Source organism: Amycolatopsis saalfeldensis, assembly GCF_900110575.1.
Lineage (GTDB): Bacteria > Actinomycetota > Actinomycetes > Mycobacteriales > Pseudonocardiaceae > Amycolatopsis > Amycolatopsis saalfeldensis.
The window spans coordinates 339,725-353,828 of record NZ_FOEF01000001.1; the positions used below are offsets into that span (position 1 = coordinate 339,725).

Annotated in this window: 19 protein-coding genes and 1 tRNA gene; 12 read left to right on the forward strand and 8 right to left on the reverse strand. The window is 71.6% G+C overall.

The features are described 5' to 3' along the window. Positions 1–24 precede the first annotated feature (24 nt). Both BMY97_RS01475 and BMY97_RS49465 read left to right on the forward strand, forming a co-directional pair. Positions 25–624 (forward strand): TetR/AcrR family transcriptional regulator, encoded by a 600-nt coding sequence (locus tag BMY97_RS01475; protein ID WP_091611302.1) that lies wholly within the window; start codon positions 25–27, stop codon positions 622–624. A gap of 214 nt (positions 625–838) precedes the next feature. Then, positions 839–1,465, forward strand: coding sequence for a hypothetical protein (locus BMY97_RS49465; protein ID WP_425425211.1), 627 nt, complete (start codon positions 839–841; stop codon positions 1,463–1,465). 148 nt (positions 1,466–1,613) lie between these two features. Here the strand turns inward: BMY97_RS49465 and BMY97_RS01485 are convergent, their stop codons facing one another. Continuing rightward, entirely contained in the window at positions 1,614–1,835 is a 222-nt protein-coding gene (locus BMY97_RS01485; protein ID WP_091611307.1) for a DUF3618 domain-containing protein, read from the reverse strand. A gap of 122 nt (positions 1,836–1,957) precedes the next feature. Here BMY97_RS01485 and BMY97_RS01490 point away from each other — a divergent pair. Then, positions 1,958–2,034, forward strand: a tRNA-Leu gene (locus tag BMY97_RS01490). A gap of 56 nt (positions 2,035–2,090) precedes the next feature. On the opposite strand, the gene BMY97_RS01495 is transcribed toward BMY97_RS01490, so the two are convergent. Next, complete coding sequence (locus BMY97_RS01495) at positions 2,091–3,335, reverse strand: serine hydrolase (RefSeq protein ID WP_091611311.1); 1,245 nt, start codon at positions 3,333–3,335, stop codon at positions 2,091–2,093. Positions 3,336–3,361: 26 nt separating this feature from the next. Beyond that, complete coding sequence (locus tag BMY97_RS01500; protein WP_245787092.1) at positions 3,362–3,961, reverse strand: hypothetical protein; 600 nt, start codon at positions 3,959–3,961, stop codon at positions 3,362–3,364. A gap of 130 nt (positions 3,962–4,091) precedes the next feature. Between BMY97_RS01500 and BMY97_RS01505 the strand changes: the two genes are divergently transcribed. Further along, entirely contained in the window at positions 4,092–4,643 is a 552-nt protein-coding gene (locus BMY97_RS01505; protein ID WP_091612794.1) for a helix-turn-helix domain-containing protein, read from the forward strand. A 53-nt stretch (positions 4,644–4,696) separates the two neighbouring features. On the opposite strand, the gene BMY97_RS01510 is transcribed toward BMY97_RS01505, so the two are convergent. Further along, the gene (locus BMY97_RS01510; protein ID WP_091611314.1) at positions 4,697–5,743 is read right to left on the reverse strand and encodes an NAD-dependent epimerase/dehydratase family protein; all 1,047 of its coding nucleotides are present in this window, start codon (positions 5,741–5,743) and stop codon (positions 4,697–4,699) included. Between the two features lie 99 nt (positions 5,744–5,842). Here BMY97_RS01510 and BMY97_RS01515 point away from each other — a divergent pair, with 99 nt between their 5' ends. The 8 genes from BMY97_RS01515 (at position 5,843) to bcp (ending at position 10,176) form a co-directional block, all read left to right on the forward strand. Next, positions 5,843–6,481, forward strand: a complete 639-nt coding sequence (locus BMY97_RS01515; RefSeq protein WP_091612797.1) for a TetR/AcrR family transcriptional regulator — start codon at positions 5,843–5,845, stop codon at positions 6,479–6,481. 58 nt (positions 6,482–6,539) lie between these two features. Beyond that, positions 6,540–7,409, forward strand: coding sequence for an LLM class flavin-dependent oxidoreductase (locus tag BMY97_RS01520; RefSeq protein WP_091611316.1), 870 nt, complete (start codon positions 6,540–6,542; stop codon positions 7,407–7,409). A gap of 31 nt (positions 7,410–7,440) precedes the next feature. Continuing rightward, positions 7,441–7,956, forward strand: a complete 516-nt coding sequence (locus BMY97_RS01525; RefSeq protein WP_091611319.1) for a GNAT family N-acetyltransferase — start codon at positions 7,441–7,443, stop codon at positions 7,954–7,956. Positions 7,957–8,004: 48 nt separating this feature from the next. Further along, positions 8,005–8,208: a plasmid mobilization protein gene (locus BMY97_RS01530; protein ID WP_091611322.1), complete on the forward strand. Its 204-nt coding sequence runs from the start codon at positions 8,005–8,007 to the stop codon at positions 8,206–8,208. After that, positions 8,205–8,609 (forward strand): type II toxin-antitoxin system death-on-curing family toxin, encoded by a 405-nt coding sequence (locus tag BMY97_RS01535; protein WP_245787093.1) that lies wholly within the window; start codon positions 8,205–8,207, stop codon positions 8,607–8,609. Before BMY97_RS01530 ends, BMY97_RS01535 begins: the two co-directional genes overlap by 4 nt. Positions 8,610–8,694: 85 nt before the next feature. Then, a complete protein-coding gene (locus BMY97_RS01540; RefSeq protein ID WP_091611324.1) occupies positions 8,695–8,877 on the forward strand; it encodes a hypothetical protein in 183 nt (60 codons plus the stop codon). Between the two features lie 111 nt (positions 8,878–8,988). Then, positions 8,989–9,594 carry a hypothetical protein gene (locus BMY97_RS01545; protein WP_425425212.1) on the forward strand — a complete coding sequence of 202 codons (606 nt, stop codon included), beginning with the start codon at positions 8,989–8,991 and terminating at the stop codon, positions 9,592–9,594. Between the two features lie 105 nt (positions 9,595–9,699). After that, positions 9,700–10,176 (forward strand): thioredoxin-dependent thiol peroxidase, encoded by a 477-nt coding sequence (gene bcp / locus BMY97_RS01550; RefSeq protein WP_091611327.1) that lies wholly within the window; start codon positions 9,700–9,702, stop codon positions 10,174–10,176. Between the two features lie 4 nt (positions 10,177–10,180). Here the strand turns inward: bcp and BMY97_RS01555 are convergent, their stop codons facing one another. The 4 genes from BMY97_RS01555 to rph all read right to left on the reverse strand — a co-directional run bounded on the left by BMY97_RS01555 (position 10,181) and on the right by rph (position 14,075). Beyond that, on the reverse strand, positions 10,181–11,941 hold the full coding sequence (locus BMY97_RS01555) for a sensor histidine kinase (RefSeq protein WP_091611331.1): 1,761 nt from the start codon (positions 11,939–11,941) through the stop codon (positions 10,181–10,183). Continuing rightward, complete coding sequence (locus BMY97_RS01560) at positions 11,931–12,629, reverse strand: response regulator transcription factor (RefSeq protein WP_091611334.1); 699 nt, start codon at positions 12,627–12,629, stop codon at positions 11,931–11,933. Before BMY97_RS01560 ends, BMY97_RS01555 begins: the two co-directional genes overlap by 11 nt. 64 nt (positions 12,630–12,693) lie before the next feature. Then, positions 12,694–13,302, reverse strand: a complete 609-nt coding sequence (rdgB, locus tag BMY97_RS01565; RefSeq protein ID WP_091611337.1) for an RdgB/HAM1 family non-canonical purine NTP pyrophosphatase — start codon at positions 13,300–13,302, stop codon at positions 12,694–12,696. Next, entirely contained in the window at positions 13,299–14,075 is a 777-nt protein-coding gene (gene rph / locus BMY97_RS01570; protein ID WP_091612805.1) for a ribonuclease PH, read from the reverse strand. The genes rdgB and rph overlap by 4 nt, the downstream gene beginning before the upstream one ends. Positions 14,076–14,104 lie beyond the last annotated feature (29 nt).

The following is a 14,104-nucleotide window of genomic DNA, read 5'->3' on the forward strand; positions in this document are numbered from 1 at the left end:
GGTTACTGCCGGTAGAGTGAGCCCGTGACCACCGCGAAACGCAAGCGCATGCCTCGAGCCGAACGGGAACGGCAGATGATCGAGGTCGCGGAGAAGGTGTTCAGCGAGCGCGGCTACGCGGCGGCCTCGATGGACGAGATCGCCGAGCTGGTGGGCGTGTCGAAGCCGATGCTGTACGAGTACTTCCACTCGAAGGAAGGCTTGCTGCTGGCGTGCATCGCGCAGTCGCGGGCGGCGTTGCGCGAGGTCACGGAGCGGGCGACGGTCGGGGCGGAGACCGCGGAAGAGGCGCTGCGACGCGGATTGCTGGCGTTTTTCGTGTTCATCCGCGAGCGCCGTCAGGCCTGGTCGCTGCTGCGGCACGAAATGGCGCTGATCGGCACGCCGGCGGCCGATGAGATCGAGCGGACCCGCCGCCAGCAGACCGACCTGATCGCCGCTCTGATGAGCGGCCATTTCGACAGCGAGGACGGGATGCGCGCCGAAGCGTCCGCCGAACTCGTCGTCGGCGCCTGCGAGCGGCTCGCGATCTGGTGCGAGCGCTTCCCCGCCGTGACCCCCGAGACGGCGACCGGCTACGCCATGGACATGCTCTGGTCCGGACTGTCACGACCCGGCCGCTGAGACGCCCGTGAAGATGCGCGTGCATTAGGCCATTCGGTCGTCACTCAGCGCTCATTCCCTCTCGTTACTTGTGACACAGAGTTTTCCTACTGTATCGATGACACTGTAGAAAGACTGATGGAGAGTCGCGGGGAGCAGAAAATCGCGTCATGAGCGTGCGGTGGCCGAGTCCCGGCCAGTAACGCATGCTGATGACGAGAGGGGTGGGACAGTGGTGGAGACGATCACAGCGACGTACCTGCACGACGACGAAGACTGGACGATCACCGTCAACGGCCGGGGCAAGGAGCTGTCGGCAAAGGCGCCGGGGATCATCGCTGCCCGTGACCGCGCCGACCAGCTGGTGGAACAGGTCGCCCCGGACGGGCGACCCACGGTCGTGCACCTGCTCAACGGCAGTGCGCTGGAGTTCACCAGCACCTACATGACCGCCCGGCTGACCCTCCCGGAGATCGAACCCCTCCAGGTCCCGCCCGCGGGCACGAAGCCCCCTGCTGCCGCGCCGGCCGGTGATGCGCCCACGGGCTCGGCGGCTGTGGATCCTGCCGTCGACGGTTCTGCTTCCGCTGAGTCCGGTGCCAAGCCCGCCACCGCGCCTGTCGACCCGGCTACGCCATCGTCCGGCAGCTCCGACGACTCCACGGCCACCCCGGCTCCGGCCGACGGCTCCACGGCCGACCCGGTGTCCGTGCCCGGTCAGGCCTCCGCGAGGTCGGTCAAGCCGCAGCTCCCGTCGAGCAAGCAGCTCTCGAAGGAGGTCGGGGACCGCAAGCCCGAGGCGCCCAGCCGTCCCGGCATCCCCGCGAGTGCCTCGGCGAAGCCGCCGGCCGCTCGCGCCTGATCAGCACCAGCCCCGCGGATGCCGGAACCGGCTGGCCCGCGGAGCAACTGTGCAGTGAACGACGCCCCGGCAGGAGCGTGGACCCGCAGGCGAGCTCAGCCGCACCAGAACCCCCGGGGCGTGCGGAGTTCCGGTGCGGGATGAAGGCTCAGCGGAACAGTTTGCGAAGCAGCAGCACCGCGATCAGCGCACCGGCGCCGATCAGGGGGTACTTGACCTTCGGGTTGTCCAGCTTGGCGCGGACGCCGTCCTTGGCCGCGTTCGCGAGCTTCTGCGGGTTGGCCTTGGTGCCCAGCTGGTCGAGCGTCGCCACCAGGTTGGTCCTGGCCTGCTCGATCTCACGCTCGATGGTCTCGGGGTCGCGAGCCACGTGCCCTCCTCGCCGCATCGGACTGTAGGCGCCCACGTTAGAGGACTCCCCGCCCGCGACGGCCACTGGCCACGCCGAGCCGACCCGAACGTGGTGCGCGCTACGATTCGCGGAGGTTCCCGGGGGCCGTAGCCCAATTGGCAGAGGCACACGGTTTAGGTCCGTGCCAGTGAGAGTTCGAGTCTCTCCGGCCCCACCAGTCCGAAGCCAGGGCGTGGAGCGCTTGGGAGACTCGTTGCAGGGCGGTTCACGCGGTCATTCCGGTCTTGCCAGCAGGTGGAACATGCCTCGGATGACGGACTGGGCTTTGGCCGTCAGGGTGATGGTGTCGGGTGCGGCGATGGGGTCCGACGCCATGAAGCTGGCTCCCAGGGCGCGGCCGTCGGCTGTGCGGGCGAGGTAGTGCAGGGTCACCACGCCGGGCTCGCTGCCGCCCTTGTACCACACCGCTGGGAACTGGGACACGTCCAGGTTGAGCCCGTCGTCGTTGCGAGACAGGGCGTGGTGGACCCCCGGCTGGTCGAGCCGCAGCAGCCCGGCGTAGGCGCGGCAGATGTCGGCTGGGGAGGCGAACCACTCGATCTGGTCGATGTCTCTGGGCTGGGGCCAGGTCTCCCGCACGTCCGGCAGGGGCAGCCGTTCGAGCTCCAGTACCGCGGCGGCGCGCTCGTCCTGTTGATGCAGGGCCAGGTACTGCGCGCGAGCCGTCTCGGAGGCGGCCTTGAGTCGGAAGAACGCCTTGGTGGTGAGGAACGGGACGTTTGCCCGGGGTTGGCGGTGGCCGAACAGGGACACCTGGCGCTGCACCGCGTCCCGGCCGAGCCGGTGGATCAGGTGGTCGGTGGCGGTGTTGTCGCTGATCGAGATCATGAGGTCGGCGAATTCCGACAGCGGGAAGGAAGCGCCGGCCGGGCGGTTCTGCATTGTGCCGGAGGGCAGGCTTTTCCACTCGTCGCGGATCGCCAATGGTTCGTCCCATGAGGCTCGTCCCTCGGCGACGGCCTGGGCGAGCGCGCCCAGCACGTACAGCTTGAACGCCGAGCCGATCGGTCTTCGCGTCTCGGCGTCGACGCCGTGCACGATCCGGCACCGCCCGTCCGGATCGATCTCCGCCGCGGCGAAGGACACGCGCGTTCCCAGTCCTGCGAGCTGCGTGTCGATCTCCGTCCACGAGGCCGGCTTGGCTTCGTCCGGAGTCAGCCGCAGGTCGTGCACGAGTCCTGCGGCGTCGACGTGCACCGTCAGGAGGTAGTCGCCAGCACGGCCACGCACCGCCGCCTGGGCCTGATCGCGTCGCGTCGCGAGGATCGAGTGCACCGTGAGCGGGCCCACCCCGGCCAGTGCCGCGTTGATTCCGTCCGGACCACCACTTCCGTCCACAAGAGACGGCGCGATGCGCTGGCGGATCTCGTTGTCCGGCAGCGGTGCACGGGTCGATGCGGCCACCAGCCAGTCCAGCTGTTCGCCGGCGGTCGCCGAGGCCGCGGTTTTTTCGATCATTGCTCTGCCTTTCCGGATCAGTCGGGTCAGTGCTTGAGGCCGCGGACGAGTCGGGCGAGCTTCCCCTCGCGGGGCGCCGGCCAGCCGGCGACGTCGGCCGACCGAAGAGCAGCTCGGCGGCCGGGGTCGCCGGTGACAGGTCGGGGTCCTCGGCCAGAGCGGCTTGTCGGCCGAGCGAATCGGGCGACCCGGACGACGGCCTGGAGCAGGCGGACGGCAGCAACCGCGTGCAGCACATACTCGTCGACCATCGTGAAACCGGGCTCGGCCGCGACCTCGCCGTGGACGTGGTTCACCTTGTCGAAGCCCACCACCGCCACGCCGCGGCCGGCCAATCCCCACGCCAGGCCCTTGAACGGCTTGTTCGGCCCGGCAGCCAGATCCCGGTCGAAGGGCCCGGCGGTGAGCAACACGACTCCCGGCCACGGGCCACGCCCCCGGGGCAGGGTCACCGTGCCGGGCACAACGAGCGGCCCGGAGCCGACCGTGACTTCCTGTTCGGTGAACTTTCGCGGTGCGGCATAGCGCGGCGGCGTGAGCCGCAGGCCGTGCACCATCCCGGCGCCGTCGACCGGCATGACCACCGTGAACCCGCCACGCTCGCAGGTCACCGGGACGCTCACCATGACCAACCCTCGTTGAACGGCTCGCTGCTCGGCGTCCCGACCGTGGTGATCGCTCCCTGGTTCGCCTCCATCGCCGCCCCCAGCGTTCTCATACTTTGCGAATGGTAGCACGATATGAGAACTTGAGGTGGTGAACACCTTGGAACTGCTGGCACACCCGGTTCGGCTGCGGATCGTGCACGCGATGCGCGGCGGGCGGGAACTCACCACCGCTTCGCTGTGCGCCCGGATTCCCGACGCCTCGAAGGCCATGATCTACCGGCACGTCGACCTGCTCGCGGCCAGCGGAATCCTGGAGGTCGCCGGCGAACGCCGGGTACGCGGCGCGGTGGAACGCCGATACCGGCTGCGCCAAGATCGGGTGACCGTCGATGCCGACGCGGTCGCGACGCTCACGCTCGACGACCACCGCCGCGTGTTCGCCACGTCGATGGCCGTTCTGGTCGCCGAGTTCGGCGCCTACCTCGACCGCGAGAACGCCGACCCGGTGGCGGATCTCGTCGGCTATCGGCAACACGCCGTATGGCTCAGCCACGAAGAACTGACGGAGATGATCGTCGGGCTGCGTCGCGCGATCCTGCCGCTACTGGCCAACCAGCCCGCGCCGGACCGCGCGCAGTACCTGCTCAGCCCGATCTTCTTCCCCGTCGAACACCCGCCCGCCACCCCTGAGACCGATTGACGTGCTTCGAGGAACCGGCTGCGACGGGTGCGTTCCGCCGGCCGGCGACCGCCTCAGCGCCCGCCGGCCGGCTCGGCGGAAGGGACCGCCCGGGCGCCACGCGGGGTGACGATGCCCCGTTCGATCAGGCTGTTCCCGGTGTCGACGAGGGTTTCGCGCGCCGGCCGCATCACCCAGCCCAGCTCGCGCTGCGCCTTCGCCGCGCTGACCCGTTCCCGGCGGTCCAGGAAGTACAGGGCGAGGCGCAGCGACCGGTCGAACCGCGCCGCCAGCCACAGCACCCAGTTCGGCATCACGCCCGTGGGCACCCGGAAGCCGCGGCCGGCGAACTCGGCGGCGAGGACGCGGGCCGCGTCGCGCATCCACATGTCCTCGCCGGCCAGGATGTACCGGTTGCCGGCGGCCGAAGGGGTCTCCATCGCCAGCCGGTGCGCGGCGGCCAGGTCGCGGACGTCCACGATCGCCATCGCCATCCGCGCCGAGCCCGGCACGTCCCGGGCCAGCAGCCGGCGCACGACGTCCACCGACGTCCCGGCCGACGCCCGCCCCAGCGGCCCCAGCACCAGGCCGGGGTTGACCGCGACCAGCTCGAACCGTTGCGCCGCAGGCAATTCCGCCACGAAGTCCCACGCGGCGCGCTCGGCGAGCGTCTTGCTCTTCTGATACGGCGGGCTGGCGTCCACAACCGACCAGTCCGCTTCGGTGTACACACGCGCCGCCAGGTCGCGACGGTCATGACCGGCCACGACGGCCGCGCACGACGAGGTCAGCACGACCCGCTTCACCGTGCCCCCGGCCGCCGCGGCGCGCAGCACCCGCAGCGTGCCCTCGACCGCGGGCCGGATCAGCTCCTGCTCGTCGTCCGGGAGGGCGGCGGGGAACGGCGATGCCACGTGCAGCACGTAGTCGCAGCCCGCGACCGCCTCCGCCCAGCCTTCGTCCGACCCCAGGTCCGCCCGGGCCGTTTCGACCGGGGCGGGCAAGGCCGCGGCGGCGGTGCGCACCGTCGCCCGCACCCGGTAGCCGTGATCGAGCAGTTCCTGGATGACGTGGCCGGCGACGAAGCCGGTCCCGCCGGTCACAAGCACGCGCTGGGGCATCCGGCAACTCCGATCCGAGGGAAACCGAGGAAACGATGTATTCATCGTATACATTTGTCGAGCCGCGTCAACCCGATCCCCGGTGCCTATGCTCCGGAGGTGCCCGAAGCCCGAACCAGCTACCACCACGGAGCCCTGCGCGAGAGCCTGCTGGACGCGTGTCTCCACCTCATCGAGACCGAGGGCATCGGCGCGGTGAGCCTGCGCCGCGTGGCGCGCGACGCGGGTGTCAGCCCGCGGGCGCCCTACAACCACTTCCCGGACCGGGCGAGCCTGCTGGCCGCGCTGTCCGGCCGTGGCTTCGAGGAGCTGGCGCGGCAGCTGGAAGCCGCGCGCGCCACGGCCGACGCGCCGGTGCCGGCGCTGGTCGCGCTCGTGCGGGCGTATCTCGGCTTCGCGCGGGCCAGGCCGGCCTACTTCAGCCTGATGTTCCGGCCCGAGCTGTCCGAGTCGCCGAAGAACCCTGCCGGGCACAACGCCGGTGACGCCGCGTTCGGGATCGTCGGCGAGGTCGTCCAGACCTGTGTCGGCGGCGAGCTGATCGCCGAGACCGACGCCGCAGTCCTCACCATCGCCCTGTGGGGCTTCGGGCACGGCCTGGCTTCCCTGTGGGCGGACGGGCAGCTGGCCAAGCAGGCCGCCGGGCTGGGCCGGACCGCCGACGCGCTGGTCGACCAGACCCTCGCGCTGCTGGAACGGCTGCTGGGCGCGGGCCGGCGACCCGGTCCCGGTCGCTGATCCCGGCGCGTCGCGATATCCGGTTGCCCCGCCCGATCCGGCGAAGCACGATCGGGCCATGCGCTTTTCGATCAACATCCCGAACTTCGGGGAGTTCGCCGACGCCAGGACCGTCGCGGCGGTGGCCGCGGCGGCGGAGCAGGCGGGCTGGGACGCGCTGTTCGTGTGGGATCACGTGGTGCACGACAAACGCGAGCGCCAGGGGCAGCCGTTCGGTGATCCGTGGATGCTGCTGACCGCCGCGGCGCTGGCCACCTCGCGGATCAGGCTGGGCACGCTGGTCACCCCGGTCGCGCGGCGCCGGCCGGAGCAGCTGGCCCGGCAGGTGGCCACCCTGGACTCGGCGAGCTGCGGGCGGGTGATCTTCAGCGCCGGGCTCGGCGGCCCGATCGCGGACGAGTTCGGCAGCTTCGGCGAGCCGACCGACCCGGTGGTGCTGGCCGAGCGGCTGGACGAAGGACTCGATCTGCTGGCGCGTTACTGGACCGGCGAGCCGGTCGACCACCAGGGGCGGCACTACCAGGTCCACGACGTCACGTTGCTGCCCGCCTCGGTGCAACGCCCCCACCCGCCGATCTGGATCGCCGGGTACTGGCCGCACCGAAGGCCGATGCGCCGGGCCGCGCGCTGGGACGGCGTGGTCCCGCTCTTCGCCGACGCGAGGCACGGGCAGGCTCCGCGGGCCGACCAGGTCCGCGAGCTGGCCGCGTACGTCCACCAGCATCGTGACGGCCGGGAGCACGAGCCGTTCGAGGTGGTCGTCGGCGGGGTCAGCCCGGGCGATCGGGCCCAGGCCCGTGACCTGATCGGGCCGCTGGCCGACGCGGGCGCCACCTGGTGGGACGAACGCCGGCTCCAGACCGGCGAAGACCTCTTCCGCCTCGCACCGATCCTGCGCCGGATCGAGCAGGGCCCGCCCGTTCTCTAGGGGGCGCCGGCGGTTGTGGCAGCCTTCAGCCATGTCACCACTCCTCGTCCGCCCGGCCGACCTCGCCGCGGAGGCGGACGCGGTCGGCGACCTCATGGTCGAGTACATGACCTGGGCCACCGGGCAGTTCAAGGCCGCGTTCGGCCTCGAAGCCCCCACCGATCCCGCGCAGATGCGTGACGGCCTCGCCGCTTACGGCACGAAGTCGAGCGCCCTGCTGGTCGCCGTCGACGCGTCCGGGGAGCTGGCCGGAGCCGGGGCGCTGCGGACCCTGGCGCCGGGGATCGTGGAACTCAAGCGGATGTACGTCCGGCCAGCCTGGCGCGGCCGGCACCTCGGGTCGCAGCTGCTCGACCGGCTGCTGGACCAGGCGGCCCAGCTGGGCGCCTCGACGATCCGGCTCGACACAGCGCGTTTCATGCAGGACGCCCAGGGCCTGTACCGGTCGCGGGGCTTCGTGGAGCGGGACCCGTACCAGGGCACCGAAATCCCCCCGGACTTCCAGCGGTACTGGGCCTTCTTCGAGCGGCCCGTCGCGGGCGGCTGAGCACTTTCGGCCGCAGCAGGGCGGTCCCGGCCCCGCTATCGTCTTCCCATGGGGCAGACACTTCCGGTCGAGTTCACCGCCGACGAGGTCGAGGAGATCCGGCGGGAGGCCGCCGCCGCGGGACGCAGTGTGCAGGACTTCGTGCGCGAGACGCTGATGGTCGCCGTGACGTCGCGGGGGGATCGCCGCTGCGCCGCGCTCGACCACGTGCTCGAAGCCAGCACCGGCCTCAACGAGCGGCTCGCGCGGTGATCGACTACCTCACCGTGCACGACCTGATGGTCGTCGCGCGGCGGGTGGTCACCGGGGAGCTGGCGGTGCGCGACACGGGCATCCTGGCCTCCGCCGCCGCACGGCCGCAGACGTCCGTGTTCGGCGAGGACGCCTACCCCGGCGTCTGGGAGAAGGCCGCGGCGCTGATGGAATCCCTCGGCCGCGGCCACCCCCTCATCGACGGCAACAAGCGCCTGGCCTGGACCGCCACCTGGTTCTTCCTCGGCCTCAACGACCACCCGCTGCGCGCGCCGCTGGACGAGGACGCGGCCGAGCCGTTCGTCCACGACGTCGTCCGGGGCCGGCTCGACCTGCCGCACATCGCGACCCGGCTCGCCGAGTTCGCTCAGCCCGCGGCACCGCACCTCAGTCCTAAGTAGACAGTCCAGCGAGAGGCGCTGCTTCACCACGCGGCCACCGGACCCGTAGGCTGGCCATCGGAAGAGCGAGAGACGGAGGTGCGGCGTGGCGAAAGGCGGCCCGCTGAGCTGGCTCCGCCGGTGGACGGACTGGTTCGAGAACCGCGGCGTCTACATCCCCGGCGAGGAGAGCCGCGCCGTCGACCCCGTGCGTGACTTCGGCTGGCTGATGGTCGCCTGGGGTGCGGGCGTGGCAGTCTTCATCCTCCTGTTCGCCTTCGCCGTTTAAGTGGCGTTTCGGTGACGACTGTCACCCGGTGTGCCCTTTCGGTCACGGATCGGCCACGGGTCGACACCAGGTGCGCGTCTTCCCCCGCGCGCACGTGCATGGACGGCCACAGTGGAGCGGGTCCGCTTCGGCAGCTACGCCGAACGGCCCCCGCACACACCCCGACTGGAGTACCCCGCGATGGCGCCCGCGCGCACCCCGAAGCTGTTGCTGTCCGCCTTCCTGCTGTTCGGGGTGGCGGCCTGCGGGGTCGACGCAAGGGAGGGCACGGCAGCGCTCGGCGGTGGCGGCGCCCCGGCGAAAGCGGCGGCCGCGCAGTCCTCGACCGAGCTGCAGTTCGGCGCCGAGCACCGGTTCACCAGCGGCATCACGATCTCGGTCTCGGCCCCGCAGTCGTTCCAGCCGAGCCCGGCGGCGTACCCGCGCAGCCCGCGCGCCGCGTCATTCGACATCGAGGTGACGAACAACGGCGCTGATGCGTACAAACTGTCCGGCCTCACCGTCACGGCGACCATCGCCGGGCGGCCGGCCAAGCAGGTCGTGGACGCCACACAGGGGTTGAACGGCATTTTCGACGCCGGCAAGGACCTTCAGTCCGGCCGCACGGCGCAGATGACCCTCGCGTTCGCCGTGCCCGCGGAGACCACGCAGCTCAAGGTGCAGCTGCGGCCCAGCGGCTCCGAACCCGGCGTCGTCACTTACTGCGGAGACGCCTGAACTGACGAATGACCGGGAGCAAGCCGCCCGGGATAGGCGACGGACCTGCACCGACTGCTTGCTTCCGGTCGGTTCGGCATCTACCAGCACAGTAGGCTGCAAGGCATGACCGAGCAGCGACTCTCCGCGGGCGACGCCGCCCCCGACTTCACCCTGTCCGACAGCACGGGCAAGGACGTCTCGTTGAGCGACTTCCGCGGCCAGGCCGTGGTCGTGTACTTCTACCCCGCCGCCGGCACGCCGGGCTGCACGAAGCAGGCCTGCGACTTCCGCGACAACCTCGCCGAGCTGAACGACGCCGGCTACCAGGTGCTGGGCGTCTCGCCGGACAAGCCGGAGAAGCTCGCCAAGTTCGTCGCGGCCGAGCAGCTGACCTTCCCGCTGCTTTCGGACCCGGACAAGGCGGTGCTCACCGCGTGGGGCGCGTTCGGGGAGAAGAAGAACTACGGCCGCGTGGTGCAGGGCGTCATCCGGTCCACGTTCATCGTGGACGCCGAGGGCAAGATCGCGAAGGCGCTCTACAACGTCCGCGCCACCGGCCACGTCGCGAAGCTGATCAAGGACCTCGGCCTGGCGGCCTGAACGCTCACGAGTCGTTCATGGGGAAGCGGAGCGTGAAGGTCGAGCCGTGGCCAGGTGTGCTGGTGACCGCCGCGGTGCCGCCGTGGGCCTCGGCCAGGTTGCGGACGATGGCCAGGCCCAGCCCGCTGCCGCCGGAGCCGCGGGTGCGGGACCGGTCCGCCCGCCAGAAGCGGTCGAACACGTGCGGCAGGTCCTCGGGCGCGATGCCGACGCCGGTGTCGGCCACCTCGAAGACGACGTCACCGCCGTCGCGGCGGCCGGTCACGGTGACCGAGCCGCCGTCCGGGGTGTGGCGCACGGCGTTGGACACGAGGTTGTCGAGGGATTGGCGCAGCCGCACCGGGTCCGCGGTCAGCTCGGGCTCCGCCATCAGCGGGACGGTCAGCCGCACGCCGGCCGCGTCGGCGCGCGGGGCGTGCGCCGCGGCCAGCTGCGCGAGGAGCACGTTCGCGTCGATCGGCTCCGGGTGCACGCGCAGCGAGCCGGCGTCGGCGAGCGCCAGGTCCTGCAGGTCGTCGACGATGTGCTGCAGGTGCAGCGCCTCCTCCAGCAGGGACGCGACCAGCTCGTCGTCGAGCCTGCTGATGCCGTCCTGCGTGGCCTCCAGCCAGCCGCGGATGTTGCTCAACGGCGTGCGCAGCTCGTGCGCGACGTCGCTGACCATCGCCTTGCGCGCGGCCTCCAGCCGCTCGCGCGCCTCGGACATGTCGTTGAACGCGACGGCCAGCCGCGCGATCTCGTCCTTGCCCTTCACCCGCACCCGCGCGCCGGTTTCGCCCGCCTTCATCCGCTGGGCCGCGCCGGTGAGCGCGTGCAGCGGCCGGATCAGCCGGATCGAGGCGAGACCGGTGACGACGATGGTGAGCAGCAGGATCCCGCCCGCCACCTCGGCGAGCCGCACCCGGTTCTCCGCGGACATGGTGAACCCGCTCGGCGTCTGGTCACTGCCCTTTTCCGTGATGTAGAGCCAAGCGGCCGGCGCGACGTACGGCGTCAGCTGCTCGCGCCGGGCCGACGTCACGCAGTTGCGCGCGGTCGGGTCGGTCGCGCTGGAGGCCGGGCCTTCGAACGTCCAGTTCACCGCCGGGAGCTCGACGGCGGCCGTGGACTGGTCGTTGCGGCCGTAGCAGGCGCTGACGAGCTGGTTCAGCTTCTTCAGCGCGTTCTCCTCGGTCTCGACCGGACGCTCCAGGCCGAGCCCGCCACAGCGCGTCATCGCGAACGGGTCCTGCACCACCACTCGCGGGTGCCCGCCCGGGCTGACCTCGATGTCGGCGACGCCGCTGTACTTCTCCGCGCACAACTGCACCTTGTCCGCCAAGGCCATCAGCGACTGCCGCTCCTCCGCCGTCAGCGCGTACGGCCCGACGGCGCTGGGGTCGATCCGGTCGGGCGTCGACGGCACGCCGAGGCCCGGGTCCACCGACAGCGGGTCGATCACCACCGACGGCTGCGCGGGCAGCCGGCCCGGGTCCGGGTCCGAGCTGGCGATCACCTTGCCCTGCGGGGTGGTCAGCACGACCCGGCGGCCGGTGGCGTCCGCGTACTTCCGCACCACCGGGCCGGCGCCGTCCCAGTTCGGGTGCGTGGCGGCGTAGGACAGCAGGCCCTGGTAGATGGTGCCGTCGTCGGCGAAGACCTGCCCCTGCTCCTGCCGGATCGCCCCCGAGGTGGTCTGCGCGGCGAGCCACGCGGTGGCCGCGATCGCGCACACCGCGACCAGCGCCGACACCGCGATCCAGCGGATCAGCAGGCTACGGCGCATCGGCCGGCCCCGCCGTGAGCTTGTAACCGACCCCGTAGACGGTGACCAGCCGCGCGGGCTTGCGCGGGGCCACCTCGATCTTCTTGCGCAGGTTCATCACGTGCACGTCGATCGCGCGCTGGGTGATGTAGCGGTCGAAGCCGTGCAGGTGCTCCAGCAGCTGCCCGCGGGTGAACACCTGGTCCGGGTGCGCGGCCATCACCTCGAGCAGCCGGAACTCACCCGGCGTGGTGTCCACCGGCTTCTCGTTCACGCTCACCTCGTGCCGCCCGACGTCCACCGACAGCGCGCCGACGCGCATCGGCCCGGCGTCCCGCTCCGCGGCATGGGTGCGGCGCAACAGGGTCCGCACGCGGGCCATCAGCTCACGCGGGCTGTACGGCTTGGTCATGTAGTCGTCGGCGCCGAGGTCGAGGCCGCGCAGCAGATCGTCCTCTGTGGACCGTGCGGTGAGCATCAGCACCGGCACGTCGGACTCCGCCCGCAGGATCCGGCAGACCTCGAGGCCGTCCAGCCCGGGCAGCATGACGTCGAGGACCAGCAGGTCGGGCCGGCGGCGGCGGACGAGTTCCAGCGTCTCGCGGCCGTCGGGCACGACCACTACCGAATGGCGCTCCCGCTCGAGGTAGCGGCGGACGAGCTCCGCTTGCTTCGGGTCGTCCTCCGCCAGCACGATGTCAGCACACATGCAGCGAGCATATGGATCACCGCGGCCCCGGGCGAGCGGCCCCGCTCGCCCGGCGGCCGCGCCGTCAGGATCCGGCGAGCTTGCGCAGGTCCGGGACCAGCGCGCGCAGGGCCCGGCCACGGTGCGAGGACGCGTCCTTCTCCGCCGGCGGCAGCTCGGCGGACGTGCGCGCCCCGCCGTCCGGGACGAAGATCGGGTCGTAGCCGAAACCGTTGGTGCCACGGCGTTCCCGGATCAGCGTGCCGCGCCATTCGCCGCGGACCACCGTCTCCCCGCCATCCGGGAGGACCAGCGCGGCGGCGCACACGAAGGCGGCGCCGCGGCGTTCGTCGGGGGTGTCGGTGAGCTGGCCGAGCACCAGGTCCAGGTTCGCCTCGTCGTCGCCGTGCCGGCCGGACCAGCGGGCGGACAGCACGCCCGGCATGCCGTTCAGCGCGTCGACCGCCAGGCCCGAGTCGTCGGCGATCGCGGGCAGGCCGGTGGCCGCCACGGCGTCGCGGGCCTTGGCGACGGCGTTGCCCTCGAAGTCCGGCGCGGTCTCCGGCGCCTCGGGGAACTCCTCGACCTCGTTCAGCCCGACGACCTCGATGCCCGAGATGCCCTCGGCCTCGAGGATCCGCCGCAGCTCGCCCAGCTTCTTCTGGTTGCGGCTGGCCAGCAGCAGCCGGGTCACTTCGAGCCCTTCTTGCGGTCCGGGCGCGGCTCCGGCAGCTCGCCCGGGTACGGCAGCGCCAGCGCCTCGTTCTGCATCCGGGTGAGGTCCGCGCAGCCGGCCAGCGCCATGTCCAGCATCGTGTCCAAAGTGGACCGGGCGAAGGTGGCGCCCTCGCCGGTGCCCTGCACCTCGATCATCGTGCCGGCGTCGGTGGCCACCACGTTCATGTCGACCTCCGCGCGCGAGTCCTCCTCGTACGGCAGGTCGAGGCGCACCCGGCCGTCCACCACGCCGACGCTGATCGCGGCCACCGAGGACGACAGCGGCTGCGGGTCGTTGAGCCGGTTCGCCGCGCCGAGCCAGGTGATGGCGTCGGCGAGCGCGACGTAGCCGCCGGTCACCGCGGCCGTGCGGGTGCCGCCGTCGGCCTGGATCACGTCGCAGTCGATCACGATCGTGTTCTCCCCCAGCGCCGCGAGGTCGATGCAGGCGCGCAGGGACCGGCCGATCAGCCGGGAGATCTCGTGGGTGCGGCCGCCGATGCGGCCCTTGACCGATTCGCGGTCGCCGCGGGTGTTCGTCGCCGACGGAAGCATCGCGTACTCCGCCGTGACCCAGCCCAGTCCGGACCCGGCACGCCAGCGCGGCACGCCCTCGGTGACGCTCGCCGCGCACAGCACCCGGGTGTTGCCGAACTCGATCAGCACCGAACCGGCGGGCCACTTCTGGAAGCCGCGGGTGATCTTGACTTCGCGGAGCTGGTCGTCGTTCCTGCCATCTTTTCTCGACACGCGGTGCACTCTAGAACCCCACCCCGACA

What these genes read in the sequence shown, in the direction of transcription:
- BMY97_RS01495 (WP_091611311.1), bottom strand. Translation starts at nt 3,335, where the DNA reads ATGATCGAAAAAACCGCGGCCTCGGCGACCGCCGGCGAACAGCTGGAC.
- BMY97_RS01500 (WP_245787092.1), bottom strand. Translation starts at nt 3,961, where the DNA reads ATGGTGAGCGTCCCGGTGACCTGCGAGCGTGGCGGGTTCACGGTGGTC.
- BMY97_RS01510 (WP_091611314.1), bottom strand. Translation starts at nt 5,743, where the DNA reads ATGCCCCAGCGCGTGCTTGTGACCGGCGGGACCGGCTTCGTCGCCGGC.
- BMY97_RS01520 (WP_091611316.1), top strand. Translation starts at nt 6,540, where the DNA reads ATGCGCTTTTCGATCAACATCCCGAACTTCGGGGAGTTCGCCGACGCC.
- BMY97_RS01525 (WP_091611319.1), top strand. Translation starts at nt 7,441, where the DNA reads ATGTCACCACTCCTCGTCCGCCCGGCCGACCTCGCCGCGGAGGCGGAC.
- BMY97_RS01530 (WP_091611322.1), top strand. Translation starts at nt 8,005, where the DNA reads ATGGGGCAGACACTTCCGGTCGAGTTCACCGCCGACGAGGTCGAGGAG.
- bcp (WP_091611327.1), top strand. Translation starts at nt 9,700, where the DNA reads ATGACCGAGCAGCGACTCTCCGCGGGCGACGCCGCCCCCGACTTCACC.
- BMY97_RS01555 (WP_091611331.1), bottom strand. Translation starts at nt 11,941, where the DNA reads ATGCGCCGTAGCCTGCTGATCCGCTGGATCGCGGTGTCGGCGCTGGTC.
- BMY97_RS01560 (WP_091611334.1), bottom strand. Translation starts at nt 12,629, where the DNA reads ATGTGTGCTGACATCGTGCTGGCGGAGGACGACCCGAAGCAAGCGGAG.